At 39.0% G+C, this 13,563-nt stretch carries 8 protein-coding genes; 1 reads left to right on the forward strand and 7 read right to left on the reverse strand.

The window, feature by feature from the left end; translation table 11 throughout:
- Both KHY58_RS07545 and KHY58_RS07550 read right to left on the reverse strand, forming a co-directional pair.
- A partial coding sequence (locus KHY58_RS07545; RefSeq protein WP_278472778.1) for an ATP-binding protein occupies positions 1 to 2,458 on the reverse strand: 2,458 nt, incomplete at its 3' end.
- The gene (locus tag KHY58_RS07550; protein ID WP_221741401.1) at positions 2,448 to 3,719 is read right to left on the reverse strand and encodes a metallophosphoesterase family protein; all 1,272 of its coding nucleotides are present in this window, start codon (positions 3,717 to 3,719) and stop codon (positions 2,448 to 2,450) included. The genes KHY58_RS07550 and KHY58_RS07545, both read right to left, overlap by 11 nt.
- Positions 3,720 to 4,041: 322 nt before the next feature.
- On the opposite strand from KHY58_RS07550, the gene bioB reads away from it, so the two are divergent.
- On the forward strand, positions 4,042 to 5,070 hold the full coding sequence (bioB, locus tag KHY58_RS07555) for a biotin synthase BioB (RefSeq protein WP_004694042.1): 1,029 nt from the start codon (positions 4,042 to 4,044) through the stop codon (positions 5,068 to 5,070).
- Between the two features lie 120 nt (positions 5,071 to 5,190).
- Here the strand turns inward: bioB and KHY58_RS07560 are convergent, their stop codons facing one another.
- The 5 genes from KHY58_RS07560 to KHY58_RS07580 form a co-directional block, all read right to left on the reverse strand.
- The gene (locus tag KHY58_RS07560) at positions 5,191 to 5,553 is read right to left on the reverse strand and encodes a hypothetical protein (protein ID WP_008603073.1); all 363 of its coding nucleotides are present in this window, start codon (positions 5,551 to 5,553) and stop codon (positions 5,191 to 5,193) included.
- A 601-nt stretch (positions 5,554 to 6,154) separates the two neighbouring features.
- Complete coding sequence (gene cooS, locus KHY58_RS07565) at positions 6,155 to 8,290, reverse strand: anaerobic carbon-monoxide dehydrogenase catalytic subunit (RefSeq protein WP_278467046.1); 2,136 nt, start codon at positions 8,288 to 8,290, stop codon at positions 6,155 to 6,157.
- Positions 8,291 to 8,699: 409 nt separating this feature from the next.
- Complete coding sequence (locus tag KHY58_RS07570) at positions 8,700 to 9,605, reverse strand: LysR family transcriptional regulator (protein WP_004697697.1); 906 nt, start codon at positions 9,603 to 9,605, stop codon at positions 8,700 to 8,702.
- Positions 9,606 to 9,836: 231 nt separating this feature from the next.
- Complete coding sequence (locus KHY58_RS07575; protein ID WP_278472780.1) at positions 9,837 to 11,465, reverse strand: phosphoenolpyruvate carboxykinase (ATP); 1,629 nt, start codon at positions 11,463 to 11,465, stop codon at positions 9,837 to 9,839.
- A 369-nt stretch (positions 11,466 to 11,834) separates the two neighbouring features.
- Positions 11,835 to 13,451, reverse strand: coding sequence for a PAS domain-containing protein (locus KHY58_RS07580; RefSeq protein ID WP_278472781.1), 1,617 nt, complete (start codon positions 13,449 to 13,451; stop codon positions 11,835 to 11,837).
- Between the last annotated feature and the right edge of the window lie 112 nt (positions 13,452 to 13,563).

Here is a 13,563-nt window from a genome sequence, read left to right on the forward strand (position 1 = left end):
CCTTATCCATACAATGGCTTATCAATACTTGAGTAGCCCAATCTTCAAGAGCAGACTCTAATTCACTTTGTAAAGCCTCTCGTTCTTGCAACATTTGGTGTTGTTCCTGGTCAGAACCAAGTGTACGCATGGCTTCAACGATTTGGCCGCGGCGCTCGTACAAGGTAGCCAATTTATCTTCGATAGAGGCTATTTCACGCTCAGAATGAGCCAATTCATCCAACCAGTTATCCTTGTTCCCTTCTCGCAAACGACGGTAGAACAAGTCTTTGTTCTCCGCATCAGGAGCAAGTAAATCAAGCTGCACCTGACTTTGCTTATAGATGGTTTGCCACTGTTTATATTGGTCCTCATCGATAAGATGTTGACGATACTCGTTGGAACTTTCCATACCAGCTTTATGGAGCAGTTCTTGTTGACGAAGGAGTAGCTCTTTTTCCTTGCGATGCCAATTATCGTATTCATTGCGGAAGCTTTTACGTTGTGCTTCCTTTTGTTCCCATACAATCTTATTTTGTTGGAAGTTCTTATATTGGTTATAAATGCGTTTTAGCTCTGTTGGAGATACTGGCGCCTCTATCCCAAGGTTATACCACAAAGCCATCGCTTGGTCTTCAATAATACGTAGGCCTTCTTTATGCTCCGCTAAACGCTTTTCATAGCCTTCTATAGTACGTAGTTGCTCATGATATTGATCATATTCATGTTTGAGGCCAAAGAAATCATCTTCATCGAGACTCTTAGCCGCCCCTTGTGGTAACCAGTTTTGCCATGCTGCGAGAGCTTCATCGTAAATGCCTTGTAATGTATGACCTTCTTGAATCCAACGTTCAAGATGTGCCACCCCTTCTAAGGATGGTACAGGACTCGCTGTAGGCGTAGCAGCCTTGATCAAAGCCTCTAGCTGATGCTCTACATCGGATTTACGGGAGGATAAAATTTGTAACTCATAGTTTAATTTAGACACTTCAGAGTTACCATTATGAAGCCTCCAGGTAGCATACCAGAATAGCCCCATAGATAGAATCAAGAAAATAAAACCACCTATAGTATATAATGCAGATTCAAGAACCAACAGGCCTGCTAATACTACCAATACAGCAATAACAGCACCTATACCACTAATGCGTTGTAGCCATTTTGGCAGAATTGTAGGCTGTGCATCTGAACCAGAACTATTCCGTCTAGCCTCTACTCGATCTATATCCATTAAGATACGATCTAATTCACGTTCTAAATATTCTTTTTTAGCTAATTCTTCTTCACTAAAGTTAGGTAAGGATGCCCCTTCAAGGTTCGCCGTCGGCACCTCATCGGTAGCCTCTGCAGGTTTGCGGTCTTGCCAATGTAAAAGTTGTTCTTTTGCGGTGCGCAAACGACTGGCCAAACGTTCTCCATCAAACCAATTGATGTCTTCTGCCATTGGCTCATCATGACGCCACGCAGAATGTAGGGTGCGTGAAAACTCCAATTGTTCTCTAACCTTACGGATGTACGCATCGCCTTCTTCGCACTCACGGCGTAATTGCTCCCATTTAGCACCTTGTTGAATAAGATCTTCAATATCTTGGCCATAAGTTCCAAATGGGCTATCAGGACTAAAGTTAGCCGGCATCAATGCCGCTTCCTTTTCCTGCCATAATTGCATATTGTCACGAGCCCGTTTAATTTCTTCATCAAGGCGAAGAAACTCATCACGACTCAAGGCGAGCTCACTATTGTACTGCTGCATGTGCATACGTGCCTCTTCACTGCGACGATACGTATCCCACGCACGCAATACTACATCGATACCATCCCGATATTCCTTCCATTCTTTCAACTGATTTTGCAATTCCATTTCGGTTTGCTCCGTACTGTGAAAGACGGTTTGTAATTCTACATATTGCGCTTCATGCTCCGCTAACTGACTCAGCTTTTGGCGGTTTTCTTTAAGCTCATCCATCAATACATTGATGCGACGTTTACCATTCGAGGATGCTACAAGTAGGTCTGTAGCCCCTTTTTCAACATCCTTAACAGCGCCACCTAAGTGTTCTCCCCCTTCGGCACCAAAGAATCGGGAACGAACCTCTACCTCTTGTAATACATCAAGGCCTTGTAGGTCGTCTAATGTTAACGCAAATATGCGGTTATATGTTTTTTTATCGATACCATGCCACCAATGTTGAGCCGGCTCTTCATGGATGGCAGGATTACCAGGACTGTAAAAGTCTAACTGCTTACCCTTACGACCGATATAGTAGCTTTCACCATTACGGTCCACATCAAGGGCCCCCGTCATAGGACCATAAGCCTTATGAGTACCACCAAACAACAAGGTGCGCATCCCTTCGAGCAAGGATGTCTTACCACTTTCATTAGGGCCATACATGAGTTGAACCCCATTGTCACCCGTAGTGAAAGACCAGTCGCGATACGGGCCAAATTCATCAAATCGTATGCGTTTAATGTTCATCATTAGCCCCCATCAATACAGTAACACCTTCAATTTCACAACGTTTCAAAGCTCGTGCCAATAATTCATCACTTAATAAATCTGCATATGCACCTAAGCGCTTAAATTCAGGACGATCCGCCATGATTTGGCGCGCAGTCTGTATCGCATCCCCATCTACCATATCATCATAAGCACGCAAGTAATCACCTACTACATCTGTTAATAGACGTCGTTCGACTAGATTAATACTAGGTCTTGTATTAGAAATGATACGGTAAGGCATAACAAATATAGATTTACCTTTCTCTTCATTTTGAGACTCTTGCAACCATAGTTTTCGAATCCCCTCTTGCGTACATAGGCGATGTAGAGGTCCTGTACCGGACAAAACGATAGATAGCAAGATGTTTTTCTTATGCTGCTTTCGCAAGTTTTCTTTTTTACGGCGCAAAATCTCTAAGAAATCTGTTTCATTTTGCATGCCAGCAATATCGATTTTGATTTCCTCAAACCGGACAGCGCAGGTGTCGATAAATCGCAAATCACAATGACCATTATGAGATACAGATACAAGATAACATCCCTTAGGTCCATGTTCTTTACGATGCAATCCTTGCGAATTACCAGCATAAACTACGAGAGGCTCCTCGCTAAGAACTTGAGATTTATGAATATGGCCCAATGCCCAATAATCCATAGCAGCCTCTGTTAAATCAGTTAAGTTACAAGGTCCTATTACATTATGATTTTCAGAGCCTACGCTAGAACCTACAGTACCATGCATAACAGCAAGAGAAAACTCATCCCGTTCAAAAGCTCTGTATTGACGAGCATAGTTGTCGCTTTCATTACCATGACCACAACTAATACCATATACGCCACCAATTTCTATATTGTTAACGATGAGCGGGAAACGCTGTACCTGTTCGCTAGAAAATACATGTACATTATCTGGCATCTGTAATTGTGCTTTCCAGCTTTCAGCAGGATCATGGTTACCTTGTACCATATAGACATCAATACGATGCTCCGCCAAGCGATACATGGCGCGCACAAAACGGACTTGAGCCTCTAAATTATGGTCTTCGCTATTATAAATATCACCAGCTATTACAACAGCATGAACATGTTCTGTAATAGCAGTATCAATAATTTTATCTAAGGCTACATAAGTGGCTTCACTTACGGCGCGATCAACGGCATTGCTAATACCTGTAGCATATTGAAAGGGTGCCCCTAAATGCAGATCACCACAGTGTATAAATCGAAACGGCTGCATCTATATCCACTCCTCCATTAATATTCCTATTATAGTTATATATAGTAATTACAATAGTTTATTATACTACAAAACCTTAAAGATAAGTTAAAAATAACTATCATTTAGCATCAAAAAGATATAGTTAAACTAAACTTCTCTTAACTATTAATAAATATAAATTATAAGATAAGCACATATTCTTTCATCATAAGATATAAATCATAATATATTTTTTGTTAACCAATTCATGCATTAAGTTGACAATTTATGCGCGAACGTTTACAATCAAATTGTCAATATATTATGTTTTTATTAAGTTAACAATTTCCTGGAGGCTATTATGGCTTTGCCAATAGATCAACAACCATCCCAAGTGGGTACATACGAAAAAATACTTACCATTGCAAACCGCATCATGAACGGTGGCGAAATTACAAAAGAAGAAGCAATCGAGCTAATTCATACTTCAGATGATGATACTATGATTCTACTCGCTATGGCTGATAAAATTCGCCAACATTTCAATGATAATTCTGTGGATGTATGCGCCATTGTTAATGCTCGATCCGGCAAATGTCCTGAAAACTGTAAATTCTGTGCTCAATCCGCACACCACAACACAGGCGTTCAGGAGTATCCTTTCATGGATGAAGAAAGCATTCTCCAAGCAGCACGTAAAGCTAAAGAGGCTGGTGCCATTCGTTTTTCCATCGTAACAAGTGGTCGTAATACTAATAACCCTGATGAATTTGATCAAATCATCCACGTATTAGGCCGTATCAAAAACGAAATTGGCCTTGAAATCTGCTGTTCTCTTGGGTTGTTAACTTACGAACAAGCACTCAAATTAAAAGAAGTTGGTGTTACTCGATACCACTCCAATATCGAAACGGCACCTAGTCACTTCCCAGATATTTGTACTACACATTCCTACGAAGACAAAATGTTTACCATAGATAATGCACAAAAAGCAGGCATCCGTGTTTGCTCTGGCGGCATTCTTGGTCTTAACGAAACATTAGAACAACGCGTAGAAATGGCGTTCGAACTTAAACGTTTACATATTGACTCCGTACCATTAAACATTTTGAATCCTGTTAAAGGGACTCCATTTGAAAGCAACGAAGCTTTACGTCCATTGGATATCTTACGTACCTTCGCTGTATTCCGTTTCATCTTGCCAAACGCATTGATACGGACTGCAGGTGGCCGCGAAGTAAATCTACGAGACTTACAAGCTTATGCTCTAAAAGGTGGCCTAAACGGTATCATGGTTGGTGGCTACTTAACTACTGGCGGTCGTTCACCTCAAGACGATCTCCAAATGATTCAAGACTTGGAGTTGACTCGCAATACAGCTCAAGTCTAAAAACCTCATATATACCATTCTCTACATCTAGAGGATGTAGTATATAAAATATTCCCTAATGCTTTATAAATATTTTACACATAAAAAGAACCATCTAGTTTGCTGTACTAGATGGTTCTTTTATTTCCATAATAAAATATAAATGGCTTGACCATTTGTGTTCCCTGCAATGGGCTCAGGATTCTCATTAAATTCTACATTCTCATACGGCGTCCCGTCTGACATGTACGCATCTACCTTCAATGTTTCCATGGTTCGATTATATCTACTGATATAAACTTTATATCGCAATTCGTCGCCACCCAGTTCATTAACTCGCAGCCACAAAAGCGCATCGTAATCACTCTTCTGTACACTGTCATTGTCAATAAATAATTGGTTTCCTGATGCATCTGGTCCAACATAGTACCAGTCCGTTGCGTTAGTAGTCCCCCCTATACTGAGTAGCCACAAAAGTGTTAATATGGTGAATATTTTACTCATATGACTGCCCCTCTCATGCTATTGAGCTGTATATTTTATAAAAGCTTAATGTGGATAAACCTTTATAAAATATACAACTTCTCCTTTATATAATACCAAAATTGTCCCATATTTATCAACAATAATTAAAATTAATTACCATGTTTTTTACAAATATAAGAAACTTAAAGAAATTTATTAAATTTCTTCATTTTTAACTCATTTACCCTTCCTATAATGATAATGTCAAATGATAGATAGAGGTAACAATTCCCTGGTTACCGTACGTGTATTTATCTCCCGACAAGTAATACTAACCCCAAACCTACTACTTGTTTAAATACATGTTTCATTTGATATTAATACTAACACTCCCCTTACATGAAAAAGGACTCTATACAGAGTCCTTTTTTCGTTACTTCATAAACTTATACATATTGTTAAGTCTACATACATATTACCATAAGGGTTAATAGTAAAGGGTTTATAAGGACTCACGAATTAACAAGTAATACTATATTCTCTTAAAAAGAAAAACACTCAAAAGCTTAAGGAAATACAATAACCATTACGCTTTTGAGCGTTTTTTATTATAAACTACAATTTACTAATTTCTATCTTACTATTTTACTTCAGCCCAACCTAAAGCAGCGCGTTTTTCATCGATATCTGCCAAAATTTTCTCAGCTACTTTAGCAGGATCCGTATTTACATACATAACAGAGCCTAAGATATCTTTAGTGTCTTCTTTGAGCCATTTTGTAACGGCATCAGAGCCTTGTGTAGGTGGCTCAACACAGTGATAAGAGTTAATCCCCATCAAGCGGAAACCAAGGGATGCATCGATACCTTTTTCGTTAGACCATTCAGGGCTAGACATAGCAAATGGCAATTGAGGTAAGTTAAGGCCAAGTTCTGCAGCAATACCGCCGAAGATACCAGAGGAACGCGCATTATCTACACATTCACCCACATGCCATACTGGTGGTTGATCATCGCCCAAGAACTCTTGCAATGCAGGGCTACATTTCTTGTTAGCATCTGTATTACAATAGCCAAGTTTCATCAATGGGAAAGATGCACAACCGTTTGTAAGGATGATACAGCCATTTTTAATAAGTGTATCAACAATATCTACAGTAGCTTTTTCGTAGATAACGCGAGGGTTAGAACAACCTACTACATTAACGATACCGCGAACTTTACCAGATTTTAAAGCCTCTGCCAATGGTTTGAAGGAACCATAATGTTTAACAGTGGATTCTGGAGAGAAGCCAACTTCTGCTGTGATTTCGTATGGCGGAATGAATACAGGCATACCTTTACGCAATTCATGCGCTTCAAGAGCACGATCCAAAATTTTGCGAGCCAAATCTTTTGTTTCAGCCAAGTTAGTGTGATGATGATCGTAGCCGATGTGTTCAGCACCTGGTAAACGAGCTGCATCAGACGTAGTGATAACCTTTGTGTTGAAGCAACGTGCTACGTCCATGATAGCAGGATACACGTCTTGAACGTCAGCTACCCAGCAATCAAGAGCGCCTGTACCAAGTACAAGCTCAGCACCGATAGCATTACACAATGGAATAACATTTTCATAACGGTACATACTGGACAAACCAGAGCAGCAGATACCGTAGAATTGGATACCTTTAGCGCCGATAGCTTTTGCTTTTTCTAAATATTCTTCAGAGGCGCCAATTTTACAAATTTGGGATACCAATGTTGGTAAATGACCATGAACAGCGATGTTAACATACCCTTTTTTCAAGGCACCGATGTTAACTTTGGAAGTACGACGACCACCTTGTCCGAACAATGCATCTGTAGCAATGTCTGCCGCTACTACGCCTGTGAATGTGAAAGCAAGACCACAACGCAAGAATTGTTTCATATTGCTTTCCCAATCGCCATCTGTACCTACGGTTGTACGATGATATGCATCAAAGGCTTCATTGTATGCGGAAACAGGCAAGATATCCAAGTTTTTCCAAACTTCGCGACGCTCTGCAGGAGCCATAGCTGTAATTGTTTTATATTCACCTGGCAATGCACGGCTCAAATCTTCGAGCAATACATCTGCTAAATCATTAGCCACTTCTTTCAAGGAACGACCTTCTTCAGGGATGTTGAAAGCCTTACATACAGTACGGATTTTTTCTTCCCCTAAAATTGGAATGTCCAATTGGTCATTAGCAGCAGCTTTCAAAGAAATCAAGATTTCACGAGCATGTGCACCATGTTGAGTCAAACCACCTGCAGCAGCACGTGTCATATTACGAGCTACGATGAGGTCAGCATCCGCACCGCAGACACCACGAGGACTCTTAGGTGTAATTTTACAAGGGCCCATGAAACAGATACGACAACATATACCAGCAATACCAAATGTACATTGTGGTTGTTGTTTATCAAAGCGGTCAAATACCGTATCACAACCGATTTGCTCCATACGAAGAATCATTTCACGCACAGCAGGATCTGGTGTTTGTTCAATTACATCTTGTTTTGTAGGCCATGTTTTACGATACTCAGCAACAGCTTTCATGTAGTCATTTACACCATGTTCATGAGGTACCCCTGGTTCATGAGTGTGTGGCACCCATTTATCCGTCGGAAGAGCCTTTGCATGACTATGGTCGTGACCATGATCATCATGACCGCCACAGTGGCAATGATGTTCATGATTATGGTCGTGACCATGTTGTTCACCATGATTGTGTTCATGGGTATTTTTATTTTCCACATCTTTACTCATTTGAAACCTCCTAGGGGCCTACATAGGCCAACCAATAAAAACAAAAAACATATTCTACTTTTAATTCACTTTAAATCCACTACAATGATGGGTTTTAAGTCCTATCTCCTAAATATGTTTTAAATCACTTTAAGTATATTTTCTGAAAAGACATTTGTCAATTAAAATTTGAGAAATTTTTGACGCATCTATATCTAAGAATATGATAATTACTATATTTATTAAATTCGATTTTTTCAGTTTCTTTTCATAAATAAAAAGAGACTAATTCCTAAACTTTACAGGAATTAGTCTCTTTATTTTATTGATTAATTGATTGATTTACGTATTAATTTATGTATTAATTATTAATTTATTAATATGATCCTCCCCTCAGGATATGCCACCTAAATATCTTTATACCTATGCACTACAAAAATTGCTGCATGATATGTGCTACTTCAGATAAATGGAAACGTTTTGCCCGATCAGACCTTGCCACAAGAACTAATTGGCGGAAACAAAGTTTCGATGCAAGAGGATAGAATTTAACCTTATCGTCATCCCCCTTGCTATTGAGCGTGCTCGGCAAGAATGTAATACCATAATCATCTTCTACCAAGGACCGGCATGAATCTAGAGTTTCAGAGCCAATGACGGCTTTGGGCACAAAGCATTCCGCTTGGCATAAACGGTTTACCAACGTCCGTAATTTGAGTCCTTCTCTTAGCAAAATAAACGGAAATGCTCCAAAGGGTGCAATTTCTCGAATTCCATCACCAGTCATGAGAGAATCTGCAATGGCTATAGCCTTCTTATTTTCCACACTAATGGCCAATAAAATCTGCTCATCTAAAACGGGATAACTTTCAAGATCCTGAGAATAAATCGGCGTTGGGAATAACCCTACATCTACTAAACCATCACAAATTTGCTGTTCCAAGAAGTGAGATTCACCCTCTACAACATGGAACTCCCAAGACGGTTCAATCTGTTGAAAGCTTTTCAATGTTTTCCCGAGCATATGATGTCCATAAAATTGAGACAAGCCGATACGCACATGATAGGCTACATCTGTGCCTTGATTAATGATAGATTGCGTTAAAGCCTCCGCCTTTAAAACTAACGGCATGCCCTCTTTTGCAATTTGTAACGCCGCAGCCGTTGGCACGACTTTTGTACGATCACGAACAAACAACGTAACTCCTAGCTCTGCTTCAATGCGACGAATTCCCTGACTCAACGCCGGCTGAGAAATATATAACTTTTTAGATGCCTTAGAAAATGATGCCATCTCAACGATGGTACTAATATATTTAATGTCTTTTATGTCCATATACGAGTCCTTATAACTATGTACATATACAAGTCTTATAATAAAACATTATTTCTATTATAACTATATATTACTAAAATATACGTTACATATACATGGGGAAAATAAAAAAATACCAAGAAATTTAGTGCCTTACAAACCTAAATTTCTTGGTATGTCTTATAAGTTAAACGAACTACATATAGTATGCGGTAAAACCGCATTCTATTACAGCCCTTTTTAATTTTTAGATTACATTAAAGATTTAAGTACATCCAATACTTCTTGAGGTAATTCGTTTTTATGACCTTTAAGTTTTTCTACATAATCATAGCGGAACTCAAAAGCTTGGTGCAATTGGTGATGATACTCGCGTACTTCGAATGGAGGTTCAAAACCAGGAACCTCTACATAAGAAAGATTTTCGTATTCACAGAACGGTTTAAATTCTAATGTACCTTCTACTAAACGCTCTAACAAATCGAGAGTAACTTCTTTAGGAATTTTATTTTCCAAGAAGAAGCCTGTATTCATGATGTAGCATTCAACGCCACATTCGCAGAACAGTTTTTTATAGCTTTCATAGTCACGAACCAATGGATATGTACGGAATGGATTTGCGTAAGGTTCGATAACAAGTGCATTTGGATCGACGTGAGCATCAAGTTTTTCCGCTGTAGAACGGCGTGTAGCGAGTGTAGCACCCATAGTAGATGCCAATACTGGATCATCAATTTTAAGAATAGGTGGCAAAGTTTTATCTTTCATAAGCCATACTATGGCATTAACCGGTTCACCAACGTAGTTTACGCGATTGTCTGTCCAGAATTGAGATTTGATAGCACGACCATTGCTATTACGCACATCTTCTGCCAATACAACCTTGCGACCATCTTCATCCATTGTTACGCCTACGTTTTGTAGTGTTAACAAGAATTCATTAGCAGGATGTTCCACAGGATAATCTTGCATTTTATCGAAGTATGTAGGTTCAAGAGCAATAGAACTCAAATCGTTTGTATTGATAACATACGCGTCGTCATGCAAGATAGAAATATCATAACGACCATCATGTTTTTCATGAGTTAACGTAGATTTACCGGAGCCGGACAAACCGAACACACCGATAGTATATGTTTTACCACCTTCAAGGTTGTAACGTTTCATACCGCCGTGGCATGCAACATAGTCGAAGCGGTTCGCCAAGGACCACGCAAGTGTAAGCGTACCTTTTTTATGCTCGCCGAAGTAGCGCATACCAAGAATCATGGCACAGTTATGAGCAGGGTCAAAAATAGCAAGACCACCTGGATGACCTGGCACAACATAATCAGGATCAGAGTAAATATAGATATCGCCTTCCGGAATGTCCACACTATCGTTGTAGAACTCTTTTACAGCCGCATCAAAGAACTTAAAGTTCATAAGCCAAGAATACAAAATAGACGCGTGATCTTTTGGAATCATCAAATGAGCACGAGCTGTGAATTTTTTATCAAGACCAACGATAGATTCCGCAGAAATCCACTCTTTATTGCGGCTATCATATACTGCATCGCGTGCAATGTTAGCGAGTTCAACTTCATCTATGCCTTCATCGCCAATAATACGGCGAGCTTTAGCATAACGGCCAGTAGTTTTACCATCATTTGTAACAAGAACCTTTGCATCAGCTGGCAAGCCTTGCTCTAATGGTTTAAATACTGGCATATCGAGGATGATAACACCTGGCTCTTCAGAGGCTAATTGATACGCTTGTGCCACAGATGTTACAGGAGTTACATTGTTCCCATAGAATGCAGTTTCAATTGTACTGCGCATCATAGAAAATAATGGGTTTGTTTTGATTTCACTTTGCTTCCAAACGCGTCTTGTAGACATAGTATCTAGATCCTCACCTTTAAATATATTAGTAATTTCTCTTGTAGAAGTAATTTTGTATATGAAAACACTGCTTAGGCAAATACTTTCATTATTTTCTATTTTACCCTTTTCAATCAAATTTGTATACATAAAACAGATTATTTATAGAAAATTAATGTATGTTTATTTTGAATTAGTGCAACACATTTGTAATGTAATAAATTAATACCTAGCTGCATAAAACCATTAGTATTCAATAGAACACCTTAAAAAAATAAACATAGTTACAAAGTAACTAGTTTTATTTACAAATCAACTAGTCAAATAGCAAAACGAAAAAGAGGCAAGGTCCTAAGCACTTGCCTCTTTCACGTTTAAAAAATACAATTATTTCTTATCTTTATTGATAAATGCATCGATTTTACTAATTAGATCATCTACCTCAAAATCACCGCGCTCTGCAATCATCTTGATTGTTGCTACCTTAGCCATTACTTTTACCATAGGTGTTTTTAATTTCTCGAATTTAGGATTTAAAGAAATCAAATGATCTACAATATCTGGGCATTGTTTAATTAGATTAGATAATGTTGTTTTTGCATCGATATGGAATCGACCATTTGCATCAGTTGTTAATGGTTCTTCTTCTACCTCTTCTGCTGCCTCTTGAGCCAAGGATTTTTCTTTACCACCATCGCCTACAAAATCAGTTTTATCCCAAGTCAACAATGTACGGGAACCCTCAAGTTCACGGATATGAGTACAATCTTGCATCATTTCCAATACGCCACGGAATTTACCATTTTCATCGCGTACTGCGGTGTAGATAACGTAGATGAACAAGCCTGGTTTATTAATCCAGAATTCCGCTTGGCTTTGTTCGCCAGAACGGAACTTCTCTACGATTTCCTCTACTATATGAACAGATTTTGCGGGGTGACAATTCTTCACCTCACGACCGATAACGTTCGCACTGCGAGGGAAAATACGATGTGCCGTATCGCTATAAAACTTAACTAGTTCATTTTCATCTACATAGGATAAATCTACCGGTAAATGACGGAACAACAAATTAATTTGCTCTAATGTCAATTTACCTGTGGCTACATCGAGAACTGCATCCTTACCAACGGGTGCGCCACCAACAGGGCCTACATATTTAGATAGCAAGCCGGCTAAATCATTTAAGAATTCGTTAGATACAGCACCACCTTGAGCTGAATTATTACCATTCAATTGCGCCGCAGAATCATTAATACCTGGCACTACATATAAACCTGGCGCATTGATAATAGCATAACCAATTTCATGGTCATTTTTACTCATCCGAACAAACTCTTCGTCACTCAACAATTTATAAGACGTTGGCAATAAGACTTCTAGTTCTTTAGAATTCAAATCCCGTAATTTCGCCAAAGTTTCTGGCACAGACGCTAGGAATTCTTCATACTTATCTTCCCGAAGCAATGCATAGGATGCAGAGATAGCATCGCGCACAGCATCATCAAAGGTCCACATAATGCGCGTTGGGCGGTCAAAACCGTGGTCCTCAAGCATTGGATACAGTTGATTTTGCTTACGAGACAGATGCGTTCTCCACTCTGCTAAGGAATCAAAAACGCCAAGCCACGGATTTTTTATAAACTTCTCTTGTTTTAACAATTTGTCTGCTTCAAGGGCTACCTTTTCAACAGCGTTGATTTCTTCCAAGTATGCCCACAACGGATGGTTTTCAGGGTATTCATTTTCGGCACGTACTAAAACGCCGTCAAATAAATCTAAAAGATCATCCATTTTCTCTAGGATTTCTTCGTCCTTGTAAACACCTTTCAAGCTTTGCTCTGCATAAGCAAACTCATCAGGTGTACAAGTACCTAGTTTCTCTTTTAAAATGCGGTTGCCCTCTTCTAAGGACAATTTACCATCTAAATAATCTTCTTTAATGGACACAATAATTCTGTAACGTTCATTGTTAATATCTAGTTTTTGTTTTAATGGATTCATATGCTTATACCTCCACGGGCTAATCTATAATTATATTTTCATTATATCATTTTGAAAGTAATTTTCAGTTGCTACAGATACAATTTTGATTTATTTTTAAAATTTACGAATC

The organism is Veillonella parvula (assembly GCF_018366295.1).
GTDB classification, from domain to species: domain Bacteria; phylum Bacillota; class Negativicutes; order Veillonellales; family Veillonellaceae; genus Veillonella; species Veillonella parvula_P.